The organism is Campylobacter showae, assembly GCF_004803815.1.
In the GTDB taxonomy this organism is placed as follows: Bacteria; Campylobacterota; Campylobacteria; order Campylobacterales; family Campylobacteraceae; genus Campylobacter_A; species Campylobacter_A showae.
In genome coordinates, this window is the sequence record NZ_CP012544.1 from 1,424,265 (window position 1) to 1,449,317 (window position 25,053).

General features: G+C 45.5%; 18 protein-coding genes. 11 read left to right on the forward strand and 7 right to left on the reverse strand.

Annotated features, from left to right (window positions below):
* Positions 1–24 precede the first annotated feature (24 nt).
* Both CSHOW_RS07000 and CSHOW_RS07005 read left to right on the forward strand, forming a co-directional pair.
* Positions 25–3,102 carry a cytochrome c biogenesis protein CcsA gene (locus CSHOW_RS07000; protein ID WP_004321546.1) on the forward strand — a complete coding sequence of 1,026 codons (3,078 nt, stop codon included), beginning with the start codon at positions 25–27 and terminating at the stop codon, positions 3,100–3,102.
* Positions 3,102–3,533 (forward strand): hypothetical protein, encoded by a 432-nt coding sequence (locus CSHOW_RS07005; RefSeq protein ID WP_039895329.1) that lies wholly within the window; start codon positions 3,102–3,104, stop codon positions 3,531–3,533. Before CSHOW_RS07000 ends, CSHOW_RS07005 begins: the two co-directional genes overlap by 1 nt.
* A 172-nt stretch (positions 3,534–3,705) precedes the next feature.
* On the opposite strand, the gene CSHOW_RS07010 is transcribed toward CSHOW_RS07005, so the two are convergent.
* The 4 genes from CSHOW_RS07010 to CSHOW_RS07025 form a co-directional block, all read right to left on the reverse strand.
* Positions 3,706–4,203 carry a phosphatidylglycerophosphatase A family protein gene (locus tag CSHOW_RS07010; RefSeq protein WP_004321550.1) on the reverse strand — a complete coding sequence of 166 codons (498 nt, stop codon included), beginning with the start codon at positions 4,201–4,203 and terminating at the stop codon, positions 3,706–3,708.
* A gap of 711 nt (positions 4,204–4,914) precedes the next feature.
* The gene (locus CSHOW_RS07015) at positions 4,915–6,099 is read right to left on the reverse strand and encodes a sulfate adenylyltransferase (RefSeq protein ID WP_004321556.1); all 1,185 of its coding nucleotides are present in this window, start codon (positions 6,097–6,099) and stop codon (positions 4,915–4,917) included.
* Positions 6,077–7,003: a response regulator gene (locus CSHOW_RS07020; RefSeq protein ID WP_004321559.1), complete on the reverse strand. Its 927-nt coding sequence runs from the start codon at positions 7,001–7,003 to the stop codon at positions 6,077–6,079. Before CSHOW_RS07020 ends, CSHOW_RS07015 begins: the two co-directional genes overlap by 23 nt.
* Before the next feature lie 18 nt (positions 7,004–7,021).
* Positions 7,022–8,152 (reverse strand): bifunctional 2-C-methyl-D-erythritol 4-phosphate cytidylyltransferase/2-C-methyl-D-erythritol 2,4-cyclodiphosphate synthase, encoded by a 1,131-nt coding sequence (locus CSHOW_RS07025; protein WP_004321561.1) that lies wholly within the window; start codon positions 8,150–8,152, stop codon positions 7,022–7,024.
* Positions 8,153–8,251: 99 nt separating this feature from the next.
* Between CSHOW_RS07025 and thiC the strand changes: the two genes are divergently transcribed.
* From thiC to CSHOW_RS07055, 6 genes are all read left to right on the forward strand, one after another.
* Positions 8,252–9,586, forward strand: coding sequence for a phosphomethylpyrimidine synthase ThiC (thiC, locus tag CSHOW_RS07030; RefSeq protein ID WP_004321563.1), 1,335 nt, complete (start codon positions 8,252–8,254; stop codon positions 9,584–9,586).
* The gene (locus tag CSHOW_RS07035) at positions 9,576–10,676 is read left to right on the forward strand and encodes an Mrp/NBP35 family ATP-binding protein (protein ID WP_004321565.1); all 1,101 of its coding nucleotides are present in this window, start codon (positions 9,576–9,578) and stop codon (positions 10,674–10,676) included. The genes thiC and CSHOW_RS07035 overlap by 11 nt, the downstream gene beginning before the upstream one ends.
* Before the next feature lie 78 nt (positions 10,677–10,754).
* On the forward strand, positions 10,755–11,021 hold the full coding sequence (locus CSHOW_RS07040) for an ACT domain-containing protein (RefSeq protein WP_004321567.1): 267 nt from the start codon (positions 10,755–10,757) through the stop codon (positions 11,019–11,021).
* 9 nt (positions 11,022–11,030) lie between these two features.
* Complete coding sequence (locus tag CSHOW_RS07045) at positions 11,031–12,368, forward strand: PFL family protein (protein WP_004321569.1); 1,338 nt, start codon at positions 11,031–11,033, stop codon at positions 12,366–12,368.
* Between the two features lie 418 nt (positions 12,369–12,786).
* Positions 12,787–17,079 carry a beta strand repeat-containing protein gene (locus CSHOW_RS07050; RefSeq protein ID WP_171992816.1) on the forward strand — a complete coding sequence of 1,431 codons (4,293 nt, stop codon included), beginning with the start codon at positions 12,787–12,789 and terminating at the stop codon, positions 17,077–17,079.
* Between the two features lie 594 nt (positions 17,080–17,673).
* Positions 17,674–18,366, forward strand: coding sequence for a hypothetical protein (locus CSHOW_RS07055; protein ID WP_039895451.1), 693 nt, complete (start codon positions 17,674–17,676; stop codon positions 18,364–18,366).
* A 122-nt stretch (positions 18,367–18,488) separates the two neighbouring features.
* Here the strand turns inward: CSHOW_RS07055 and CSHOW_RS07060 are convergent, their stop codons facing one another.
* The gene (locus CSHOW_RS07060) at positions 18,489–19,013 is read right to left on the reverse strand and encodes a YagU family protein (RefSeq protein ID WP_002949559.1); all 525 of its coding nucleotides are present in this window, start codon (positions 19,011–19,013) and stop codon (positions 18,489–18,491) included.
* 291 nt (positions 19,014–19,304) lie between these two features.
* Between CSHOW_RS07060 and CSHOW_RS07065 the strand changes: the two genes are divergently transcribed.
* The gene (locus CSHOW_RS07065; RefSeq protein ID WP_002949562.1) at positions 19,305–20,336 is read left to right on the forward strand and encodes a hypothetical protein; all 1,032 of its coding nucleotides are present in this window, start codon (positions 19,305–19,307) and stop codon (positions 20,334–20,336) included.
* Positions 20,337–20,754: 418 nt separating this feature from the next.
* Here CSHOW_RS07065 and CSHOW_RS07070 read toward each other — a convergent pair whose 3' ends face one another.
* Together CSHOW_RS07070 and CSHOW_RS07075 are read right to left on the reverse strand one after the other, a co-directional pair.
* Positions 20,755–21,603 carry an alpha/beta hydrolase gene (locus CSHOW_RS07070; RefSeq protein WP_002949567.1) on the reverse strand — a complete coding sequence of 283 codons (849 nt, stop codon included), beginning with the start codon at positions 21,601–21,603 and terminating at the stop codon, positions 20,755–20,757.
* Between the two features lie 2 nt (positions 21,604–21,605).
* A complete protein-coding gene (locus tag CSHOW_RS07075) occupies positions 21,606–22,457 on the reverse strand; it encodes a radical SAM protein (protein ID WP_002949568.1) in 852 nt (283 codons plus the stop codon).
* Between the two features lie 230 nt (positions 22,458–22,687).
* Here CSHOW_RS07075 and CSHOW_RS07080 point away from each other — a divergent pair, with 230 nt between their 5' ends.
* Together CSHOW_RS07080 and CSHOW_RS07085 are read left to right on the forward strand one after the other, a co-directional pair.
* Positions 22,688–24,277, forward strand: coding sequence for an ABC-F family ATP-binding cassette domain-containing protein (locus CSHOW_RS07080; RefSeq protein WP_002949570.1), 1,590 nt, complete (start codon positions 22,688–22,690; stop codon positions 24,275–24,277).
* Between the two features lie 326 nt (positions 24,278–24,603).
* Positions 24,604–24,852, forward strand: a complete 249-nt coding sequence (locus CSHOW_RS07085; protein WP_002949573.1) for a hypothetical protein — start codon at positions 24,604–24,606, stop codon at positions 24,850–24,852.
* The last annotated feature ends 201 nt before the right edge of the window (positions 24,853–25,053 follow it).

The window sequence follows — 25,053 nt, forward strand, 5'->3', positions numbered from 1 at the left end:
TAAATTTATGTTCAAGGATATGTTTTGAGCGAGTTAAAATCCCTATTTTTCAGTATGACGTCGGCCGTCGTGCTACTTATTATATTTGCTATCGGTAGCGGCGCGGCAACGATAATAGAAAGCTACTACGACACAAAAAGCGCGTGGGCAGCGGTTTACGGAGCGAGTTGGTTTGCTTTGGTGCAGGTGCTTTTAGGCATAAATTTAGCTTACAATATTTTTAGATACAACCTTTTAAGAAAAGAAAAACTACCCGTTTTGATATTTCACGTTAGTTTTTTGTTTATGCTTTTAGGCGCGGCGATGACGCGATATCTAGGCTTTGAGGGCAACATCCACATCAGAGAAAACGAAACCTCAAACGCGGTATTCGGATCCATATCCAGGATAGAAATCGCCGCCGAAAAAGACGGTCAAATTTACTCAAACTCAATCCCGAAACAAATCACTTCCATCGGTTCAAACGATTTTAACTTGCCGCTTGAAATCGCGGGCAAAAAAGCAAATTTAACCTTTGACGGATACTACAAAAAGGCCGAAACCGAGTACTACGAAGCAGACAAAGGCGAGCCGCTCGTTAGGCTTGCAGTATCAAGCCTCGACTCAAAAGAAGAAATAAGCCTGCAAGCGGGCGAAACTCGCGAGGTGGGCGGCGTTAGCTTTGCATTCGACGCGCAGCCGCTACTTGAAAATTTCGTCAAAATCGAGCTAAAAAATGGCAAATTTTATCTAACTTCAAACCAAAATATCGGCTACTTTACGATGGCGACGAATGAAAAAGGCGAGTACGAAAAAGACAAAGCGACCGAGTTTTTACCGATGCAGCTCTATACGGTCACGGATGTAAATTTCGTACCAAAATCATTGCTAACAAAAGCTGCCAAACGAGTCGTGAGCAAAAACGGCGAGTATGACGCATTGGTGGCAAATTTGACGTTTGACGGCCAGACGCAGCAGCTCATGCTCTACGAAAACAGCTACATACCGGCTAAAGCTAAGATTGACGGCGTACTTTTTAACGTTTACTGGGGTTCAAAGATGGTCGAGCTTCCATTTTCTTTAAAACTTGAAGACTTCGAGCTTAAGCGCTATCCGGGCTCAAATTCGCCGATGAGCTACTCTAGCGACGTCATCGTCGAGGACTCTAGGAGCGGAAACTATCCGTATAAAATTTATATGAACCACGTACTAGATCACGACGGATATAGATTTTTTCAAAGCAGCTACGACCAAGACGAGCTTGGCACCGTACTATCGGTAAACCGCGATCCGGGTAAGATTCCGACCTACATCGGCTACTTTTTGCTGGGACTGGGACTATTTTTCAACGTCGTAAATCCTCGCTCGCGCTTTAGAAAACTAGCTAAAATGATAAACGAGGATGCCGTTAAAAAAGTCGCGAGCTTTGTTCTGGTAGCCTGCTTTGCAGCATTTGCCCCAAGCAAAACCTACGCGGCCGATAACGCTAGAAACATCGATGCAAACCACGCCAAAGAGCTTTCTACGCTAATCATCCAAAGCGCCGACGGCAGAATGAAGCCTTTTGACACCGTAGCAAGAGAAATTTTAAACAAGATCCACCGCAGCGATACGCTAGACGGCCTAAATGCAAACCAAGCCATACTTTCTATGATGATAAACGCCCCGTACTGGCGCGACGTGCCGATAATCTACGTCGGAAATAAAGAGCTAAAAAAGCTAATCGGCATAGACGAAAAGGCTAAATACGCGAGCTATAACGACTTTTTTGCAAGTGATAAAGACGGTAAAATCATCTACAAACTAAACAAATTTGCCGAAGCCGCAAACCGCAAAACTCCGGGCGAGCGAGGCACGTTTGATAAAGACTTGCAAAAAGTGGACGAGCGCTTAAATATCCTTTACATGGTGTTTATAGGCGAAGTCTTTACGATGTTCCCAAAAATGGACGACCCGAATAACAAATGGTACGGTATAGCCTCAGCCATGATGTATCTTCCTAAAAACGAGAGCGAGCCGATCGGCAGAATGCTAAGAAGCTATTTCACTAGCGTTGCCGAAGCTACAGAAAACAACAACTGGCGCCGAGCAAATCAAGCTCTAGCCGAGATCAAAACCTATCAGCAAGAACACGGCAAAGCGGTCATCCCGGGCGAAAAACGCATCGAGATGGAGCTATTTTTTAATGAATATAAAATTTTCGAGTCGCTAACGCCGATATATCTTTTGGCAGGGTTTGGCCTTTTATGCTTCGTGTTTGCTAAGATGGCAAAGCCTAAACTAAATATCAAATGGCTATTTGGTATCGTTTACGGCGTAAATATCTTAGCGTTTTTACTGCATACTTTTGGTATCAGCATACGCTGGTATATCGCCGAGCACGCGCCGTGGAGCAACGCCTACGAGTCGATGATCTACATCGCTTGGGCGCTTAGCTTATCAGGTCTAGTGTTCTCACGCCAAAGCCCGATAGCTATGGCGCTAACCTCGATTTTAGCCGGCGTTACGCTATTTGTCGCGCACCTTAGCTGGATGGATCCGCAGATCACTACTCTAGTGCCTGTGCTTCAGAGCTACTGGCTAACGATCCACGTTTCAGTCATCACCGCTAGTTACGGATTTTTGGGACTTTGCTCACTACTGGGTATGTTTACACTCGTACTTTTTGCCCTGCAAGGCGGCAAAGAGCATAAGGAAATTTCGCGAAATATCCTAGAGGCCACGCGTATAAACGAGATGGCGATGATACTGGGTCTTAGTCTGCTTACGATGGGAAACTTCCTGGGCGGCGTTTGGGCGAACGAGAGCTGGGGTCGCTACTGGGGCTGGGATAGTAAGGAGACGTGGGCGCTGGTTTCTATTCTCGTTTACGCGGCGGTTTTACACATCAGATTTATTCCTAAGCTAAACAGCCAGTACGCATTTGCCGTGACTTCGATGTTTGCTTATTGGTCGATCATAATGACCTATTTTGGCGTAAACTTCTACCTAAGCGGTATGCATTCGTATGCTGCTGGCGAGCCGATACCGGTGCCGACTTTTGTGTGGGTGGGCGCGCTTTTGATGGTCTTGATAGCTGTTTTGGCGTATTTTAGAAAACCAGATAAAACGGTGAAACTATAATGAATCAAACTACTATAGTAATAATTCTAGCGACGATTCTTTTGATGCTCGTCGCTTCCCTTATTTTTATGGCGGTTAAGCTAGGTAGCGACAAAATTGCAGCCAACAATGCGGCAAAAGAAGTCGCCAATCGAGGCATCACACTAGATGATTTACTCGCCGTAGCAAACGATCCAGGCACTAGCAAAAATAAGTTATTTTCTATTTTGAGGACATTTTCTTCAAATTTTAGGTTACCGCCCAAAAAAGACGGCGTAGCGCCCGAGGATGCAAAAGAGTATTTAAATTTTATTCTAGCTATAGCTTCACATAAAAATGCCGACGCCAAACTAATAGCTTTTATGACTAACGAACTAAAAAAGAAAAATCCTGAATACGCAAGAGAGATCGATGCCTACGAGCAAAAAGGTATGTCGCAAACAAAAAAATAAACTCTAGCTAATTTATTTTGTTTTAAATTTACTATTGAGTTCTGATTTTAGATAACCAAAGACTCCCGTAAATAGCCCCCTCCTAAAAACACACAAACTAATATAGAGTACTTAGGCGATAAATTTTAACGGGATTTGATTTTAATAACCGCCTAAAAATCGCCAAATAAACTTACTTCACAAACGGCAACTCAAATTTAATCCACTCGTAGTCTAGTCCGATTTTCGTCACAGCCTCGTAGCAAATCGCGCTAAGAAGCCCCGCAAAAAGCCCTGCTAGCATATCATCACCCATCACGCCCAGCCCGCCTTTTACGTTTTTGTCGATGCGGCCGATCACGGATGGCTTTAGGATATCAAACGCCCTAAAAAACAGGACCGAGAGCGCAAACTGCACCGCCGTAGCGCCGCTGATAGAAATCGCCAGCCAAACGCCAGCAACCTCATCTATCACGATGCTGCCGTGATCGTGTATGCCAGTTTTTGCCTCATAGTCGTCGATAATCTTAATGCTATATAAAAAAAGGCAAATCGAAACTAAAAACAGCGTGGAAGCGGGCAAAAATATCAAAAATTCGTACGCCGCTACCGCACCCGCAATAGAGCCCACCGTACCGGGAGCCTTAGGGCTAAGACCTGCGCCAAAAAACGTTAAAAATAACCTTTGCATATTTTTCCTTGAAATCAAATTTAAATCATAATCGGCGCATTTTTACTCGCCGATTTTTAGTGCGATTTTAGCAAATTTAACGCGCAAATTTCAAAATTCGGACGTCAAATTTTCGCGGATTTCGGATATTTTCAAATTTGGACGCATGGGCCGCTAAATTTGAACTAAAACCGCAAATTTTACCCAGGCTTTTTTGGTTCTCAAATTTTGATAGCAAGCATATCACTCGTTAAGACGTATACCTAAAAACGTTAAATTTGACGCCAAAGCCGAGCACTATGCCTTGTACCAAACAAGCTGCAGTAACGTAACGCCTCGCGCCATAAATACCAAGTGCCAAATTTTAGAGTTTTTGCGGTGCGGGTCTTGGCAAGTAAAATTTGCAAATTTGAACGCAAAAGCAAAGATAAGATACCGCAAAACGATAAGCTCGCAACGCTAATGCAAAGTAGTCACTCAGTAAATTTTAGCGGCGATAAAACGCGAAGTTTCCCAAGCTAAATTTAACTCTTCCCCTGCTTCGCACTGCAAATTTGTGGCTCTTGGGAAGCAACTGCAAGCGCGACAAAGCTGCAAAGCACACTCCCCACAAAACGAGCCATAATAGAAAAGAACCATACGTCTGTGCCAAATAGGCAAAAAGTGCCAAACAAACAACGCATGCATACAGCAATAAACGATATTTCGACGCAGCAAAAGCCGAAAGCAAATTTAAGTCAGCGACGTCGTCTGATAAAGCTTCATCAAATTTTCGTAAAACTCCCTCTCCGTCTGCTTTTCGAGCAGTCCGTTGCTAGGAAAAAGATCGTCGCAAAGCTTTTGGATATTTTCAAATCGGTTAGGAAAAAGCTCGCTCAGTATCATCGCCGAGATATCGCGCCGCATGAGGATCGCAGGGGGCAGGATACCCGCTAGTAGCAAGGTTTTTAGCGTCTGGGCGTGGTATTTGATATGGTGATGTTGGCCGTGCGGGCAGGTCTTGGTGCTAACTAGCGTCTTGCACTCGTCGCAGTAGACGAGCTCGGGCAGCACTACGATATCTAAATTTAGATCGTTTTTGTATCGCTCCAGCACCGTGTGAGCGACGTTGTGATCGTAAAACATACCGATGCCCGCGTGATTTTGCCCGACTATGAGCTTATGGGCGCCTAGCCTATGCGCCGCGATACACTCGAGCGTCGGATTTAGGTGCGAACTAAAGAGATTTGAGTTCTCAAAAGGCACGATGATCAGGCGGTTTTTGGGGACGTAGTTTTGGATGAAGTATTCCAGCACGCTTTTTTTGAGAGAAAAGCTCATCATCTCGTCCGCGCCGTGGCTTTTTAGTAAAAACAAAAGCACCAGATCGGAGCTGTCTATCGTCATCCTGATCAGGCGCTCGTGCGCGCGGTTAAATGGCTCCGCGGTTAGCATGATCGCCGAGATTTTTCGGACATTTTGCTCCCTTTTGACCTCTTCGATCAGCTTTCTTACTTCAGCTAGCTTGTCGTCGTAGATTTTTATCTCGCCGCTTACGGCTAGTTCGCCGCTTTGGCTTTGCTGTGCGGGCGCGGCTTCGTTAGCGCGAAAGATATTTTGCGAGCTTTTCTCAGCGTTAAATTTAAAAACCTCGCCGACCTCAATATACCCCACGACCTTGCCGCCGTTGATAAGCTCGATATGATCGCCCTTTGAGGCGTTTTTTATCGTTTCTTGATTACACTTGCCGTGTGGCGCAAATACGAAAGTATATGGCATCGGCTCGCCGGCTAAAAAGCCCGTCTCGTAGATCTCGTTCGCCTCATTTTCGTTCATCAAGCGGTTAAATTTGCTAAAAATTTGATTTTCTATGAGATCAAGCGCGCCGAAAGCCTCGTCGTTTATCCAAACGGCGTTATTTTTTCTTGACGACGTCATATTTTTTCCTCTTTTCCCAAAGCGATTTTCGCGAGATGCCTAGCTTTTTGCTAAGCTCGGTGTCGGGGTATTTGTCCTGATAGTTTACGATGATGTGCTTGATGTAGTCGTCGATCGTCAAAATTTCGTCGATTTGGAAATTTTTCTCATCGCTTGTGATATTTAGCGTCTCCATCGGCGTCTCTTCGTTCGGATTGGTCGAGCTTGCGATGATCTTGCGTTTGGCCGCGAGAGAGACGATCTGATTTTTGGCCTCTTGGCGTAAAATTTGAAAATTTGAAAAGTACAAAAGCGTGCGCGGATTTGCCGCGGCTATTGCCTCCACGTCGATGCCGGGTTCTAGCGGGACGTATTTGAAGCTCAAATTTAGCGCCTTTGCGTATTCGAAAACAAAATTATCGGCGTTTATCATTTTATTGCATTTGATGAGAAGCGGCAGCTTTATGCGCTTAAAGTCGAAATTTAGCGCCGAAACGGCCTTAAAATGATAGTTTAAGTAGTCCTGATAGGTCTTTATAAATGTTTGCAGCCGCCTAAACTCCTCAAAATGCTTGATCTTTCGCACCAGCTCCTCGATCATAAACGGCTTTTGTATGTAATCGCTTGCACCAGCTTTTAGCGGGATCGAGACGGTGTCGTTGCTGATATAGGTGATGAGCAGGATAACGACGGAGTCTTTAAATTTTTGTATGATTTTTAGCGTCTCGTCGCCCGCAAACGCGCTAGAGAGCAACACCACGTCAAAGTGCACGTCCTTGCCGCCCTCCTTTACCCTCTGCCCAGGCTCGCTTTTCATCGCCTCCGCCGCGCTTCTTGCGATCTCGCACTCATAGCCTAGATTTTCCAGCTTCGAGGCGATGCTTTGGGCTAGGTAGATTTCGTTTTCTATTATCAAAACTCTCATTTTTTTACTTTCGTCGTTTTATTTTTGCGTCCAGTCGTAAATTTTTAGACTCGCTGACGCCGTGGCAGCTATGCCCTCGCCTCGCCCCGTAAAGCCCAGCTTTTCGGTCGTCGTGGCCTTTACGTTTATGCGGCTCGGGGTTAAACTTAGCGCATTTGCGATGTTTATTTCCATCGCTGATTTAAATTTACTAAGCTTTGGCCTCTCAGCTATGACGGTGACATCGGCGTTTATAAGCTCAAATCCGACGCTTTGAACGAGCCTATATGCTTCTTTTAGTAACATAGCAGAGTCTGCCCCCTTAAATTTATCGTCCGTATCTGGGAAATGCTCGCCTATATCGCCAAGTCCAGCTGCTCCAAGTATGGCGTCTATGAGCGCGTGGATAGCTACGTCGCCGTCGGAGTGAGCCTTTAAATTTCGCTCGAAAGGAATTTTCTCGCCGCCGATTGTTACGAAACTTCCCTCTTTTTTCTCTTCTTCAAAGGCATGCACGTCAAAGCCGTTTCCCACGTAAATTTCACTTGACGGCGCACCAAGGCCGCAAATTTTAGAAAGGTCGTCTTTAAATGTGATTTTTCTCGCGTTTTCATCGCCCTGCACGTACCAAATTTTACCGCCCGCAGCCGCTATCGCCGAGCTATCGTCGGTGTAAATTTGACCTGATTCAAGCGCGCTTTTTAGCATTGCCGTGCGCGAGAGCTGCGGAGTCTGGATGAGCTTGATCTGCTCTCTATCGACGGCCTGGGAGCCCAGATAAACGGTATCGGGTACTTTTAGCGCAGGCACGACGCAGTCGGCGTTTTGGATGCCGCCTATTATGCGAGAAAAAAGCTCGGCGCTAATCATAGGACGAGCTATGTCGCTAACTAAAACGAATTCGCTTTGAACGAGTTTAAGAGCGTTTTTTAGGCTCTCTTGACGCGTCGCTCCGCCTTTTACGAAGCGATAAGACGGGGCAAATTTGCTCATATATTTTTCCTCGTTTGAGGCGATGATTATCTCTTTAAAAGCATAGTGCGAGCTTAAATTTTTAGCCGCAAAGAGCCATAACGGATCGCTCCCGACGCGCAACCACTGCTTTTTAACGGGCATTTCAAAACGGCTGGAGCTTCCGGCTCCGAGCATTATCAGCGTAACGTCTAGCAAAATTTCTCCTTTGGCGAAGTGTTACGATATTATACATCCCAAAAGCTTGTTTTTATCTTTTTTGAGTAAGATTAGAACCAAAATTTTAAGGAGCGAAACATGAAAGAATTTCGGGTCAAATTTGACTCCACCGACAAAACTCCGACGCAGATGTACTACGCTAAAAAAGGCGTCATAACGCCCGAGATGAACTACGTAGCGCAAGCTGAAATGCTAGATCCCGAGCTCGTTAGGAGCGAGGTCGCCGCGGGCAAGATGATAATCCCAGCTAACATCCATCACGCAAATTTGCTCCCGATGGCGATCGGCAGGGAGGCCAAAACCAAAATCAACGCAAATATCGGCAACTCAAGCCTAAGCAGCGATATCTGCGCCGAGCTCGAAAAGCTACAAATTTGCCTAAAATACGGCGCCGATACGGTCATGGATCTAAGCACGGGCGGCGATCTAGATGCCATTAGAAGCGCTATAATCGCAAACTCGACCGTTCCCATAGGCACCGTGCCGATGTATCAGATCATCCACGATATAAAAGAGGTCGAAAATTTAACGACGGATGACATCCTAAAAACGCTTGAAAAGCAGGCACACCAGGGCGTTAGCTACTTTACTATACACGCGGGCTTTTTGCTCAAATTTATGCCGCTGGTCGCAAAGCGAAAGATGGGTATCGTTAGCCGCGGTGGCAGCCTAACTGCTAGCTGGATGATGCATCATCATAAAGAAAACCCGTTTTATGAGGCCTTTGATGACATTTTAGAAATTTGCGCCGCTCACGACGTCGCGCTATCTCTTGGCGACGGGTTGCGTCCTGGCTGCTTATACGACGCGACTGATGAAGCTCAGCTTAGCGAGCTGCGGGTTTTGGGCGAGCTGACGCTGCGCGCATGGGAGAAAAACGTACAGGTTATGATCGAGGGGCCGGGTCATATTCCTTTAAACCAAATAGAGTATAATATGAAAATCGAGCGCGAGCTGTGTCACGGCGCGCCATTCTACGTGCTAGGGCCGCTACCTACGGACATCGGCGCGGGGTACGATCACATCACTTCGGCTATCGGCGGGACGATAGCGGCCTTTTACGGAGCCTCGATGCTGTGCTACGTGACGCCCAAAGAGCACCTAGGCCTACCTAACGCAAACGACGTCAGAGAGGGCATCGTAGCGCATAAAATCGCCGCTCACGCAGCCGACGTCGCGCTAGGCAAGGCTGGAGCCATAGAGCGCGATCACGCGATGAGCGACGCTAGATACGCTTTTGACTGGAACAGGCAGTTTGAGCTAAGCCTAGATCCCGAAAGAGCGCGCGAGCTGCATGATGAAAGCTTGCCGCAAGAGTCGTTTAAAAAGGCGGAATTTTGCTCGATGTGCGGGCCTAAATTTTGCGCGTATAAAATTTCAAAAAATCTAATGAAGGAGAAAAATGTTAAGTAAAGAGGATGTCTTAAACAGACTAAAAGGCGTGATATATCCCGGCTTTGAGAAAGATATCGTGAGCTTTGGATTCGTAAAAAACGTCGAAATCGGCGAGAAAATTTTAATCGAGGTCGAGATCGTAAGCTCAAATCCCGACGTAGCAAACGAGCTGCGAACCGATATAAAGCGCGTGATGGGCTCAAACGAATGCGTCATCAACATCATCCAGCCAAAAATCCCCGAGGAAAAAAGCAACAGCCAAAGCGGTAAAAACATCGCTCCGCAGATCAAAAATTTCGTAATGGTAAGCTCTGGCAAAGGCGGCGTGGGTAAGAGCACTACGACGCTAAATTTGGCTATCTCGATGGCAAAGCTAGGTAAAAAAGTAGGCATCCTAGACGCCGACATCTACGGTCCAAACATCCCAAGAATGCTCGGCGAAGTAGGCACGCAGCCTCAAGTCGTCGGCAACAAGCTAAAACCGATCCTAACTCACGGCGTCGAGATGATGAGTATGGGCGTGCTGATGGAAGAAGGCATGAGTCTCATCTGGCGCGGCTCGATGATAATGAAAGCTATCGAGCAGCTGCTAAAAGACGTATTTTGGAGCGAGCTGGACGTGTTGTTCCTCGATATGCCTCCGGGAACGGGCGACGCGCAGCTAACCCTAGCCCAAAGCGTACCGGTGACTGCGGGCGTGTGCGTCACGACGCCGCAAGTAGTAGCGCTTGATGATAGCAAAAGAGCACTTGATATGTTTGAAAAGCTTCACATCCCAATCGCCGGCGTGATAGAAAATATGAGCGGATTTATCTGCCCTGAAAGCGGCAAGGAGTATGATATATTTGGCAAAGGCACGACCGAGGAAGTGGCAAAAGCCTACGGTACTGAAGTGCTAGCCGAGATACCTATCGAGCCTGCCGTTAGAGTCGGCGGCGACAGCGGCAAGCCGGTGAGCTTTTACGAGCCAAACTCCGTCACGGCTAAACGCTACGAAAAAGCGGCGGCTAGGCTGTGGGAGATAATCGAAAATATAAACGACGGCGGCGGCGCGGACAACTCGTCTATCCAGCCCGTGATGGACGGCAGGAGCGCTTGCTCGAAGTAAAATTTAAAATCTAAAGCCCGAATTTACTCAAATTTGGGCTTTAACTCTCGCAAATTTACAAATTTAGGAGAACGACAAATGAAAGCGATCGTAACGGTGATCGGTAAGGACAAGGTCGGCATTGTGGCGGGCGTTTCGGCTAAGCTCGCGCAGCTTGGGCTAAACATAGACGACATCAGCCAGACGGTTTTGGACGAGTTTTTTACGATGATGGCGGTGGTTTCCAGCGAGGAAAAGCAGGACTTCACGGCTCTAAAGGGGGAGCTAAACGAGCTAGGCGAAAAGCTAAAAGTAAAGATAAACATCCAAAGCTCGGCGATATTTGACGCCATGCACAATATCTAAGGCGCCGATATGGACATCAAAAACGTAACCGAAACGATCGCGATGATCGAGGAGCAAAATTTCGACATCCGCACGATCACGATGGGCATCAGCCTGCTTGACTGCATCGATCCAGATATCGACAAAGCGGCGGAGAAAATTTACGCCAAGATCACAGACAAAGCGCGCGATCTGGTAAATGTCGGCAATGAAATTTCAGCAGAACTCGGCATCCCGATCGTAAATAAGCGCGTCTGCGTAACGCCTATCGCCATCATCGGCGCGGCGACGGATGCTACTGACTACGTGCCGCTTGCTAGGGCGATGGACGAGGCTGCCAAAAAGGTCGGTATCGACTTTATCGGCGGCTTTTCGGCGCTAGTACAAAAGGGCTACGCAAAGGGCGATAAAATTTTAATCGACTCCATCCCCGCCGCGCTCGCCGCGACGCAAAAGGTCTGCTCGTCGGTAAATATCGGCTCGACCAAAACAGGCATAAATATGAGCGCGGTCGCCGACATGGGACGCGTGATAAAAGAAACCGCGCAGCTTTCGGACCTTGGCGCTGCAAAGCTAGTCGTGTTTGCCAACGCCGTCGAGGATAACCCCTTCATGGCGGGCGCATTTCACGGCGTGGGAGAGGCCGAGGTCGTCATAAACGTGGGCGTATCAGGCCCGGGCGTCGTTAAGCGCGCGCTTGAGAAGGTGCGAGGAGCGAGCTTTGACGTGGTCGCAGAGACCGTTAAAAAGACGGCGTTTAAGATCACGCGTATCGGACAGCTCGTCGGTCAAATGGCGTCCGAGCGGCTGGGCGTAAAATTTGGTATCGTCGATCTCTCGCTAGCTCCGACTCCGGCGGTGGGCGATTCGGTCGCGCGCGTGCTTGAGGAGATGGGACTAGAGCGCGTAGGCACGCATGGCACTACGGCTGCGCTAGCGCTACTAAACGACGCTGTCAAAAAGGGCGGAGTGATGGCGTGCAACCAAGTAGGCGGGCTTAGCGGCGCGTTTATCCCCGTCTCCGAAGACGAGGGCATGATCGCCGCAGTGCGCGCAGGCTCGTTAAATTTAGAAAAGCTCGAAGCGATGACCGCGATCTGCTCGGTGGGGCTCGATATGATCGCGATCCCGCAGGATACGCCCGAGCAGACGATCGCCGCGATCATAGCCGACGAGGCCGCGATCGGCGTGATAAATCAAAAAACGACCGCCGTGCGCATCATCCCAAAGGGCAAAGAGGGCGACACGCTGGAGTTTGGCGGGTTACTCGGCAGCGCGCCCGTAATGAGCGTAAATAAAAACTCATCAGCGGGCTTCATCGCCCGCGGCGGCCAGATCCCCGCGCCTATTCATAGTTTTAAAAACTAAATTTATAAAGTCCGCTCAAATTTGCGGACTTTATAGTAAAATAGAGCATAATTGTTTTTAATTAAGATTCCGCATGTGGCTTTTTATTTATCCATACCTTCTATTTTTCATATTTTTTCGCTATAATCCCCCGACTTTTTAAATCGATTTTTAAGTTTATAGCATCTAGTTAAATTTATAAATATCATTAAAATTAAGATTTGCGATTTAATCGCTAAAGCCTAAAGATAAGTGTACCTTTTTCTGCGTTTAGATTTGAGCGATCATAATTTCGGTGCAGTAAATTTTATCCTAAAACTAGACCCGATTAGGCGCCGCAATCTACCCGCGAATTAAGCCTAGTCGGGCTTACTTTTTAAACTCGTAAATCGTATTTAAAACGTTAAACCTATAACCGTAACTAAACAAGGAGTCCTCAATGGCAGTAACTCAAGCGCAAGTAGCACAGCTTTACGTAGCGTTATTTAACCGCGCACCCGAAGGAGCAGGCTTTAACGCATGGGTAAACGCGGGAGCAAACAGTACGATAGCTAAGATGGCTAACGATATGCTATCTTCTCCGGCGGCCCTAGCCTATTTTAACGGCAGCATAGATCACGATAGAGATTTCGTAGAGATGCTCTATAAAAATATCTTAGGCAAAGACTATTCTCAAGACCCGGACGGTATTAACGCATGGGTAAAACACATTCAACTAGGTAACTCAAGAGGAGATACCGTAGCTAAACTATTTGAAGTAGCTACTTCTGCTATAGCAAAAGCAGCCGACCCTGTAGCCGCTAAGGTATTTGAAAATAAAACGGCCATCTCTCAGTATATGGCCGAGAAGATAGCAGATATTCCGGCCGATCAAACCGGAGCTTACGACTACTCTTTATTCCAAGAGATAATAGCGACTACGAATAATACCAACCTAGACGAGCAAAAAGCAAAAATAGACGCTCTTATAGCTCCTACTATCCACAATCTTTCAGCAGACGCTAACGACGTAAGCGGAACAGGCAAATCAGACGTATTTAACGGAGCAGTATCTGCTACCGTAGGACAAACTACGTTTAAAGCTACCGATAAGCTAGACGGCAAGGGCGGAAACGATACTTTAAATTTAGACCTATACACTAACTTCTACGGAATGACTAACGGAACCGGAGAGGTTAAAAATATAGAGAATCTAAATTTGACCAACAAGACCAACGGCGATTTAAGATTTGACACTAAATATATCCATAACCTAGAAACCATCACCTTAAACGGCGAGAATAAGGTAGACGTTATTAACCCGGAGAACAAAGTAAAACTTTTAGTCAACGATCTAAAACTAAGCGGAAACGGCGATACGGGAAGATTAAATCTAATCTATAATACCGACGTATTAGCCGGAAGCAACGATAACCAGGAAATCGTCGTAAATAATGTAAACATGGATAAAGACGCTAGAATAAACATAACTACCGTTAACGGAGACCATATAGAAGCTCTAACCATTAACGCCGTAGGAGGAGCTAGCAAGCTAACTAATTTTACATCAAATACGATTAGACAACCAGACCAAGTTGCAAGCATAAAGACTATGCATATAAAAGGAACGGCTGATCTAACGGTAGATACTACGAGCGGGCTATATAGCTTTGACGCTACCGAATATAAAGGCAACAAACTAATCGCAAACGTAAAAGCCAACGGATACGTTCAAAGCATAAAAGGCAGCGGACAAGACGACGTATTTAACGTAACCGGAGCCAGCGGAAGAATCATACCTATCGACGGAGGAGCCGGCAAGGATACGGTAAACTTCATAGACGCTATAAACGGAAACCAACACGTAGAGATGACGGGAGTGGAAGTACTAAATATCAACACCAACGCTTCAGTGCTAGACTTTACCAGAGCGCAAGAGATAACCGAGCTTGGCATAAACGGAACTAGCGCCACCGTAAATATACTTAACTCTAAGATAGCAAAAGTAAACGCAAAAGCTACCAACTCTACAAACGTAACTATAAACAATAGTACCGATATAAGAGATTTCGTTATAGAAAAAGGTAACGGCAGCATAACCGCAAACGGAACAGAAAAGCTAAACGTCAAAGTAGCCAACGCTAGCGACGTACCTGCAAGCCAAGGCACCACTAGTGCAAGCGTAGTCTCAAATACCGTAAAAGAGCTAGACTTTACCCTAGAAAATACTACGGCTAACAGTAGTACTTTTTATCAAGATATAAACAGCGTATTTGCTCTTGAAACGCTAAACGTAGTAAATAAGACCGATAAAGATATAACGGCTAGTATTACGGCGTTAAACGCTTCGGGAAGCCACGATACGAATGCCTACAACCTAAAGACTCTAAACGTGGAGACAAAGGGAGACTATACTATAAACAATAAGCTAAGCGGCATCAGTAAAATCAATCTAAAAGGTACAGGCGACGACACTAGCGTAACTCTTAGAGCAGTAGGCGATAAGACCTATCTTCCGGTTCCTCTTCAAGGCGTTCAAGATATTTCTTTAAAAGCCGAAGGATTAAAGAATTTAAGCGTAGCCGCAAACGATAAAATATATACCACCAGAAACGTAAGCCTAACCTCTACTACCGATAAAGAGGACTCTACGGTAGCGTACGGAGAGATAGGAGATAGAGATAACGATAAAAAGGTAAACAACGTAACCGTAAGCGCCGTAGGACAAAAAACGTTAACCGTAGGAAATATAACCGCAGTGGGAGATGTAAGTCTGACGAGTAAATTTACGCAGGAGGGGTCAAGCGCAATCTACGCCAAAGAGACCGTATCGACCGATACTAGCGTAACAGGTGGCATAAAGGCTAGGAATTTCTCTTTAAACCATAGCGCAAATTCCGATATAACAGACGGCATTATACGAACTAACGGAAATTTAGATATCACTGGCAATCTAAACGTAAACGCTAGCGGCTATAAAACGCTCAAAATGAGCGTAACGCCGATAACGGCCTTTAGCCCGATAACCGATTGGGAAAAGATTAACGTAGGTGGAGATGCTAAATTTAATACGACTGCAACCGTAGCTGGCGCCTCCACAGAGATAGGCTATCAACCTAGTCCTACTGTAATAACCCCTGACGCAGTGGCCGTAAAAGCAAAGAGCCTAAGTATAAACGCTAACGCAGCTTCAGGCATAACCGATTCTACTCTAAAGCTAGCCAACTACGAGTCTTTAGGCGGAAACATCGACATAACGGCAAATAATCAAAAAAACATCGATATAGGCTGGCTAAGAGGATTTAATACCAATGATAACAGCAAGAAAAGCGATGTAAACATAAACCTAAATACAAACGTAGCTGATGCTAGAGTAAAGATAGGGACGCAAGACCTAACTCACGATTTTGGCATAGGCTCCGCCACCGGTACGACAGATAAAGTGGAAGTTAAAAATATAAACATAAAAGCTTACGGACAAAAAACCATAGAAACAAACAGTATCGATAGCGTAGGCGACGTAAATATCGATATCAAGGGTAACGGGCCAGACTCGACAGCCGATTTCAAGTTTATAACGGGTCGCAATATTACGATTAACGCAAGCAACATTAAGGAACTAAATTTAAAAACTCTCGCAGCTGACATAGAAGGCCATACTAAATTTGGCAACGTTACGATAAATACTGGAACGCACAACTATCTACAAAGTGTTACTCTTGACGGCTATATAATTGCTAAAAATATAACGCTTGAGATGTCAAATTTGACGGCGCCTATGACATTTGGAGGCGTTAGTAGCTGGAAAGTAGGAGAAAGCATAACAATCCGTTCGGGCAGTAGCGCTCCGATCACTTTTGATATGATAGATGTAGGTTGGGGTATGGAGGACAGTGCCAAGGACTTCGTAGCAAATCTAACAAACGTAATAACCGGCATAACGGCCTATTCCAACGATCAAGTAGAAACTATCACCGTAAAAGGTGGAATAACAAATCCAGATAGCCTACTAGCGCTAGGCACGATTACGGATTTTTGGGTAGACGGGCTAAGTGCTAGCAATCTAAAAAGCATCGACCTAAGCGAATACGACAACGCAAGCGGAACTACAAGAATAACCACCATGGACGGAGCTGCCTATAACGATAACGTAACCACGGTAAAAGGCTCAAAAACCAAAGACGAGATAGAGATCGGCTCTAAAAACCTAAAACTAGTCGATAGCGGCAAGGGCGACGATAAAGTAACCTTTACGATAACCCAAACCAAAGATATAACCGTAAACCTCGGCGAAGGCAACGATACCGTCACTACTGCGGCATTAACCGCTAATAAGAAATTTGAAATCAGCGGCGGAGCGGGTAACGATACGTTTAATCTAGGAGCTTCTACTACCGATGCTAACGCTAGTAAATACATAACCATAACCGACGCAAATAGAGGCGATAAGATAAGCTTAGGTAGTGCAGTTGCAAATTTCGTCAAGATAGATCAAAATGCCGCAAACGGCAAGACCAATCTAAAAGAAGCCATAAATGCAGCCCTAGACTCTCTAGGCTCTACCGACGCAAATACTATGTATGCAGTCTACTACAATAACGAAACATATCTAGTAAGAGATGTCGATGCCAATAAAACCGTAAGCAACGGAGACAATCTCGTAAAGCTTGCGGGATTGTCAAATTTCGACCTGCTAAACGGCAACATAATAACCGAAGGCGGCGATACGTATCTGCAAATAACCCATATGTAACATATGCACAACATACGGCTAAACCAAATCCGAAGCAGATCGGACCGATGATTTTTAACCCTGAAGCGAAAACTTCAGGGTTAAATTTAGCTCCAATTCAACTAACATTCCAATAAAACCAAACAACTTAACGGCTGTAAGCGGCGGAATTTATCTAAAAATGAAGATAGATTTATTTAAGGAAATTTAGTATGCGGCGACAAAAAAAGGCCAACGTCAAATTTAACGATGGGCTTAAAATTTACAAAAAATAAAAGCAAATACCAAAAGCGGATTTTTATAAATAAAATACCAAGCTTGGACCTAAATTTACTTAGCAAACCTAAATCCGAGCCGATAAAGTATATCAATAAGAGCAATCCATAAAAAATTAAATTTAGGCTTGCCGTGATCAGTCTAAAATCAAATGTATTACCGCGCACGCCGATTCCATTTGTCTATATCTAGAGATGACAAAACAAGAAAGCCGCTAGGTATCAAATTTTAGATACCAGCAAACAAATCTATATGATCCGCGTCCGCGCCGCACTCACGAATTTAAACATTAAACGACTTTTTGATAAACTACGCAAAATAAAATTAAAAGGAGAAAAAATGAAAATTTTACGTTTTTTAGCGGCGCTTTGTTTTGGCACGGCGGTAGCATCGGCGGCTGGTGACGGCAAGGTAACGAGCATCGATATTTACGTGACGCCGTACTACTCGGCAAATGCCGGCAAGGCTGAACATGTAAAGGTTTACGACAAGATAGACGGGCTGCTAAAAAGCGGCACGCTAGAGGACTTTAGGAGCGCGGAAAAGATCGTGCAGGACGCTCCGCAGACGGTCACGCCAATGACTCTTTTCGTGCTTTCGGCCCGCGCTTACGACCTTGGTCTGCGCGACGAAGCGGTATTTTGGTTTTACAACGCCAAAAATCGCGCGATCTTGCTAAGGGAGGTTATAAATTTGGATGACGATAAATTTTTTGAGGTTAAAAGCGCGATAGGAGCATTTATAAAGCTAGTGGGCGACGTGGTAAATCCATACGCATTTTGCGATATCAAAAAGCAGCAAGATATCGCCGCCAAATCACTTGAGTGGAGTAAGGCAAACGTTTACGAAGCTATGTTTTTACCGGAGTTTGCGTCGCCTCACGCAGATAGAAAAGCGGCTCTTGCAAAAGCAATAGAAGCTCTAGAAACACGCGCGCAAAAAGAAAAAGATTATTTTTTAAACGAGGAAAATTTAGCCAAATTTAAAGCTATGCGCAAGCAAAACAAAGCCGACGAGAGATTTTGTTTTTAAAAACCCAAAAAGCCGTTTTAGATTTTACTAAAACGGCGTAAATTTGCAAGCTATGCGTTGCAGCAGCAATCGCTCGGGTCTTTTTCTTTCGTGATCCTAGCTCTTAGGTCGTGGCGGATGATCTAGACCCGCCAAAACAATATCATATGGCCCATAAATTCAGACACATGCTCATACCAAGGTAGCGTCCAAAGAGGCAGCGTAAGGCCCAAAATAGGCAGTGATATCACGTGAACGGCGATGTTTGCTAGGATACCGGCTAGTACGCCTTGCCACATCGTGATCTTTGGAAATTTCTCAGCTACAATGCAGTATCCGACGGCAAAAACGATCGAAAAAATGATATGCGTAAACATCACGTAGTTAAACGCATGCCCTGCAAATTCGTAGATCGCGGCATTTGGATCGGCGATGCCTATGTAATCTCTTAAAAAGACATAAGGCGGATTTAGGAAATTCCTCGAGCAGTCGATCGTGTCGGCCGATCTGATCGTGCTTTCTGGCCCGCAAGCGGCGTCAAACATATCCATAGGACTTCTTGGCGGAAGTGGAAATTCTGCTCCCCACTTAACAAAGGCTGAAACCACGCCTGCGATTAGGCCGATTAGAGCGGCTAAACCAAAGCGTTCTTTAGTTTGCGAATTCATAATTACACCTTTCTAAAAAACAAGGCGTATAGCATTCTTTTTTGCTTTGATGAATATTAATTATCAAGATTTTTATTTTATACGATTCTGCATCCGTCCAGCCCGAGATCACTCCCTAAGTTAGCTTTACTATACGCGTCGCAAACATAACCAAACGATAAATTTACGACTGGGCGCAAATTTAAATGCACTAAAATAAATCTATAAGATTCACAACCGAGCCGTACGTAAAAATTTAACATTAAACGACGTTTTGATAAACTACGCAAAATGAAATTAAAAGGAGAAAAAATGAAAATTTTACGGATGCTTTTTCTGGCTTTTTGCGTATTTCTTGCCTATGTAAACGCTAACGACGCACAAAAATGGGCGAGCGAGATCACGGCGGGCAAACAGATACCTACGGGTAAATTTTTAGCCTTTTATCTCAATAAAGACGATTCAAAAAATGTAGTTTTTTCTGAAACGGTCGAAAATATAAATTTAAATTTTGCTTACGACGAGTTTCATAAGATACCTTCCGAAAAATTTATCGCCTACTGGGTTGGAAATTTCGATTTCAAACAAGACGTGCAAAAGATGATTTTAGCCGATTTTAGCTGGGCAAATTTACGCATCGCGGTAGACGGCAAGCAGATATTTGACTCCGAAAACGCCGGAAGCAAAGCGCTTGTGCATAAATTTAACAAGGGACGCCACAAGATAGAAGTTTGGTTCGTCAACAACTGGCACACGACTAGCCTTTTAGTAGATTTTAAAGATGAACCGAAATTTTACAAACAAAGCGAAGTAGTCGCGCAACTAAAAGGTCAAAAATTTGATATCTGGCTCGCTGCCGTTTACGACAGCGACGCACAGGATAATAAGGTAGTCGTAACGCTAAACAAATCGCAAAAACCGCTCGTGGTGATGTTAAGCTCCTATCGCGCCGTGCGCTGGGAGGTGTCAAATCCGCACGGCAATAAAATTTTGGCCGCACTAGTTTATAATCCAATCAGTAGCATAAATTTAAATAAAAATGTTTACTTTATGGATGAACGCATATACGACGAAGATATGGAGATAAAATGCCATTGTTCAAACGGCGGAGCGCACTTTCACTGCGAAGGCGGAGACATAAATAGCAAAAACGATCGCGTCAGAAAAGATTTCGGACAAAATTTAGGCGGTTTTAGCGGTTCCTATAACGCTATTATGCTAAATTTACCGAGCGTTTTGATAGATGAAAGCGTATTAGCTAAGGGTGCAGAGTCAAAAAAGTTAATCGAAGCCGAGCGCGAAAAATGCCGAAAAAGTGGTAAAATAAACGACGCTTTTAAGTAGTTTAAAAGCTAAATTTACGCCTAAAGGCTTGCGGGCGAGCCAAAATACTCTAGCTCGCCTTTTTATCTATACAAAATAGCCTTAGACTAAACATTGGTTTAAAATTATTTTGGACGCCTTATGCGGTAAAATTTAATATTTATCGTCTTGATTTTAGGTCGCTATTGCGATTTGGTTAAATTCACCACGCCGCACGGCTTGTCTAAATTTAACGAAAATCTTTGCCGCCATCACCCACGCGGCGAGTTTAGCCTCGTCTTTTAAGCTTCCAAATATATTTAGGATTTTTTATTTGTTTCCTTGTTCGCCAATATTTAGCCGTTGCGCTGCAAGGACAAGGATAGCCCAAGCGAGCAAATTCACCGTTAAACGGCCAAACTCCAGCCTAATTTATCAAATTTACCGCCGTAGCCCCGCCCTACTCGCCCAGCTTCTGCGCTAATTTTCCCCAAAGCTCGCTTAGGCCTAGGATATCGTTGTGTCCGGCGTTTAGCTCGTAAATTTGATCTCCGGGTTTTAGAAATTTAAATAGCCTGCGCGAGTTATCCACGCCGATTAGCTCGTCATGCTCGCCGTGAAATATCGTCACCGGCCCGCCAAAACCGCCGACAAACTCAAACGTAGGGATTTTGTATTTGATTAAAAATTTCGGCACGAATGGTATTTTCTTGCGCGCCAGCTCCTCTAGGCTAAAATAAGGCGCAATCAAAATCAGCCGCTTAGCGCCGTATTTTTGCGCCGCGCGAGCCGCCAGTCCGCTGCCTACCGAGTACCCGACCGCCGTGACCTCGCCCGCGTCATACTCCCCTAAAACCAGCTGCATCATCGCGTCCGCATCCGCGTAAAGCTGCTCCTGCGAGCCTATCTCGCCGCCGCTCTTACCGTAGCCTCGATAGTCAAACAGATAAAAATCATAGCCCAAATCCGTAAAATACCGCGCATACTTGCCCCAGCCTTGCAGATTGCACGCATTGCCGTGGAAAAATATCGCCGCGCCGTTTTTTGACTTTCGTTCGCCGTTCGCATCGCGCGCGTCGCCGTAAATTTGCCCGCCGTCCCTATTCTGCGCTAAAAACTTAAGCCCGCTTATCCGCGTGCCGTTTGCGTCCAGTCTTATCTCCTCAAACGGCTGATCAAAGCTAAACTCATGGTTTGGCTCAAGCTTGCTCGGGAAAAATATCAGCCTCTCTTGAAAAAAATAAAGCAGCGCCAAAAGCGCCATATATAGGATCAAAACCATAATGCCGAGCCGTAAAATTACGTTCATTTTTACCTTTCAAATTTACCTGCGCCGGATTTTCTCCGCTCAAAAAATATCCTAACCCTCTCGCCGCTCTCGCTTCCAAATTTCTCCTGCGCCGCCAGCCTGATCTCGCCAGCTAACCGCTCGAAATAGCCGTCATCTCCAAATAGATAAATTTGCTTATAAAGCGGCAAAAGCGCCGGGAAATTTCGCCCGACAAAGGCTAGAATTTTATCTCGAAAATTCGGATAGAGATTTAGCCTATCAAACCAAATTTCATCCGCCGCGTCGCCGTAGCGGGATATGATATCAAAAACGGGCGTGATCTGCGGGAAAATCGGCGCGACGAAGATATATGTTTTCACTCCCGCGGCGCGCAGTTTTTTTATCGCTGCGATCCTTGCTGCGACGGAACTTGCATTAGGCTCGAGCATGCGGCGTAAGCTTTCGTCTATCACACTCAAACTCACGCCTACGCGGACGTTTGGCATGGTTTGCAGCAGGTCTATGTCGCGCGTCACGAGGCTTGATTTGGTTAAAATTTGCAGGTTTACATCCGAGCCAGCAAGCGTTTCAAGGACTTTTCGCGTAGCTCCAAAGCGCGCCTCGTACGGATTATAGCAGTCGGTGACCGAGCTCATGAATACGCGCTCGCCGCCGTGCGAAGCCGCAAATTTAACTAGGCTCGCCGCGTCAAAATCCTTCGCGTCCAAAAACTCGCCCCACGCCTCCTTGTGCCCCGTGACGCCGCGCATAAACTCGGCGTAGCAGTAGATACAACCGTGCGGGCAGCCTACGTACGGGTTGATCGCGTAGCCGCCGCTACCGATTTCGGAGCGTGAGAGGATATTTTTGGCATGGACTTTTGCGACTTGCATTTTGACTTTTGCCTTTTAGTTGCTCGGATTTTAGTGGAGATTTTAGCGAAAATTTAGACTTTAAGCTAAAACGACGCAGTTTTACCGATAAAAAGATAAATTTATCAAATCTAAGCTCGTTTTATAACCGGCCCAAATAGCACACTACGCCGTTTTGCCGAAGTTTATACTGATTTTAAACGACTTTTTGGCAAAATCTACGGTTTAAAAAGTCAAATTTAAGGAAAAATATGCTTGAAGTCAAAAATTTATTAATGAGATTTAACGCACAGCTGCTATTTGAGGACGTAAATCTAAAACTCACGCGCGGCAACCGCTACGGTCTCATCGGCGCAAACGGCGCGGGAAAATCGACGTTTCTCAAGATCCTCTCAGGCGAGATCGAGGCAAACAGCGGCGAGATCGTGATCGAAAACGGACTAAAAGTAGGCGTGCTAGGCCAAGATCAGTTCGCGTTTGAAAACTTTAGCGTCAAAGACGCCGTACTATACGGCAACAAACGCCTATACGACGCCGTCAAAGAAAAAGAGCAGCTCTACATGAGCGAGGAGTTTACCGACGCTATAAACGACCGCCTAGCGCAGCTTGAGATGATAAGCGCCGAGGAGGATCCTAGCTACGAGTACGAAGTCAGGATCGAGAAAATCCTAAGTTCGCTTGGTTTTAGCGACTTTGAAAAGCCGATGAGCGAGGTCGAAAACTCGGATAAATTTAAAGTCCTGCTCGCTCAAGTGCTATTTCCAAAGCCCGACATCCTTTTCCTCGACGAGCCGACCAACAACCTTGATATCGAGAGTATAAAGTGGCTGGAAAACGAGCTAAACCGCCACGAAGGCACGATGGTGCTAATCAGCCACGACCGCCACTTCTTAAACGCGGTTTGCACGCACATCCTAGACGTGGATTTTAAGAAAATCAGGCAGTTTGCGGGCAACTACGACGACTGGTACATCGCCTCGACGCTCGTAGCCAAACAGCACGAGATGGAGCGCGACAAAAAGCTAAAAGAAAAAGAGGAGCTGGAGAAATTTATCGCGCGCTTCTCCGCAAACGCGAGCAAAGCCCGCCAAGCAACCAGCCGCCAAAAGCAGCTAAACAAACTCGACATCGAGGAGATCAAGGTATCAAGCAGACGCGATCCTAGCATACTTTTCCGCATCAAACGCGACATCGGTAACGAGATCCTGGAGGTGCGCGGCGTCAGCAAAAAATACGACAAGGTTTTGTTTGAAAATTTTAGCTTCAAGCTCGAAAAGAACGACAAGGTCGCCATCATCGGCGCAAACGGCGTAGGCAAAAGCACGCTAGCTAAAATCATCATCGGCGAGGTCGCTCCAGATAGCGGCGACGTGCACGTGGGCGCGACGATAGAGCCTAGCTATTTTGCGCAGGACACGACAAATAAAATCACGGGCGAGCTAAAGCTCTACGAGTGGCTGCAAGACGAAAACAACAAAGACCTAGACGAGATCCGTAAGTGCCTAGGCCGCATGCTATTTAGCGGCGCCGAGCAGGAAAAATCGGTCGGCAGCCTAAGCGGAGGCGAGAAACACCGCCTGATGCTAAGCCGCCTGATGCTAGAGCGCGGCAACCTGCTCGTGCTAGACGAGCCGAACAACCACCTAGACCTCGAAGCCATCATCGCTCTAGGCGAGGCGCTGTATAAATTCGGCGGCAACGTCATCTGCGTGAGCCACGACCGCGAGCTCATCGATGCATTTGCCAACCGCATCATCCACCTCAAAGGCAACGGCGAGGTTGTCGATTTTAAGGGAACTTTTGAAGAATACGCCGCGATGAACGAGGGAACGACGGCTTAAATTTTGATTTTTGCTTTTGATTTGGCGGGAAATTTGATGCTCGCTAAATTTGAAAGCAAATCCAAGCAGCAAATTTAGCTCCGTTTTACTGCTTGGATTTAAATTTTACCGCTTATCTTTTTAGCGACTATTTTTAAATTTACTCGCTAAAGCTTGCGCTACGAAAACGCCGACATATTTTTCAATTTTACTGCCGCGTATTGTTTCTTAAGAATGAGATAAATATTTCTATGATAACATTTATCCATATCATTTACTACTGCGAAAAACCAGCTAAATATAAAAGCAAATAGATGCGAGTGTAGCAGCATAAGGAGAGAATGCTAATGAATGAAGGCGTAAATAATTTACTGCAAAAAATCGATGAACTGATAGTAAATATGGTAAAAGAAGCTGGCGAGCTGGTTAAAAATTTTATTGAGCTATCAAAAAGCGACCCCAATTTTAAGGATTATTACCGCGATTTTACCGACGTCGGCGTGCAAATTTTTAAAATCCACGAAAAACTACACGCCGATTTTGCGGAACTAAAAGAGTGTGAAGGGATAAAGGCGCTAAAAGAGTATAAAGGATAAACTTCCGCCTAATTTAAATCTCTTAAATTCTTTCTTTAGGGACGAGGAAGGTTTTACTCGCAATAAGGCATAAAAAACAAAATCTAACGTTTTTGCGGTGCGGGTCTCGGTGGGTAAAATTTGAAGCCGAAATTTACAAATTTGACTTCAAATTTGAACCCAAAACAATAAGGCGAAGTATCGTGAGATGATTTTAAATGT

Coding starts and splice junctions, on each gene's coding strand:
- CSHOW_RS07060 (WP_002949559.1), bottom strand. CDS start 19,013: ATGAATTCGCAAACTAAAGAACGCTTTGGTTTAGCCGCTCTAATCGGC.
- CSHOW_RS07065 (WP_002949562.1), top strand. CDS start 19,305: ATGAAAATTTTACGGATGCTTTTTCTGGCTTTTTGCGTATTTCTTGCC.
- CSHOW_RS07010 (WP_004321550.1), bottom strand. CDS start 4,203: ATGCAAAGGTTATTTTTAACGTTTTTTGGCGCAGGTCTTAGCCCTAAG.
- CSHOW_RS07075 (WP_002949568.1), bottom strand. CDS start 22,457: ATGCAAGTCGCAAAAGTCCATGCCAAAAATATCCTCTCACGCTCCGAA.
- CSHOW_RS07035 (WP_004321565.1), top strand. CDS start 9,576: ATGTTAAGTAAAGAGGATGTCTTAAACAGACTAAAAGGCGTGATATAT.
- CSHOW_RS07055 (WP_039895451.1), top strand. CDS start 17,674: ATGAAAATTTTACGTTTTTTAGCGGCGCTTTGTTTTGGCACGGCGGTA.
- CSHOW_RS07020 (WP_004321559.1), bottom strand. CDS start 7,003: ATGAGAGTTTTGATAATAGAAAACGAAATCTACCTAGCCCAAAGCATC.
- CSHOW_RS07050 (WP_171992816.1), top strand. CDS start 12,787: ATGGCAGTAACTCAAGCGCAAGTAGCACAGCTTTACGTAGCGTTATTT.
- CSHOW_RS07045 (WP_004321569.1), top strand. CDS start 11,031: ATGGACATCAAAAACGTAACCGAAACGATCGCGATGATCGAGGAGCAA.
- thiC (WP_004321563.1), top strand. CDS start 8,252: ATGAAAGAATTTCGGGTCAAATTTGACTCCACCGACAAAACTCCGACG.
- CSHOW_RS07085 (WP_002949573.1), top strand. CDS start 24,604: ATGAATGAAGGCGTAAATAATTTACTGCAAAAAATCGATGAACTGATA.
- CSHOW_RS07080 (WP_002949570.1), top strand. CDS start 22,688: ATGCTTGAAGTCAAAAATTTATTAATGAGATTTAACGCACAGCTGCTA.
- CSHOW_RS07040 (WP_004321567.1), top strand. CDS start 10,755: ATGAAAGCGATCGTAACGGTGATCGGTAAGGACAAGGTCGGCATTGTG.
- CSHOW_RS07070 (WP_002949567.1), bottom strand. CDS start 21,603: ATGAACGTAATTTTACGGCTCGGCATTATGGTTTTGATCCTATATATG.
- CSHOW_RS07015 (WP_004321556.1), bottom strand. CDS start 6,099: ATGACGTCGTCAAGAAAAAATAACGCCGTTTGGATAAACGACGAGGCT.
- CSHOW_RS07005 (WP_039895329.1), top strand. CDS start 3,102: ATGAATCAAACTACTATAGTAATAATTCTAGCGACGATTCTTTTGATG.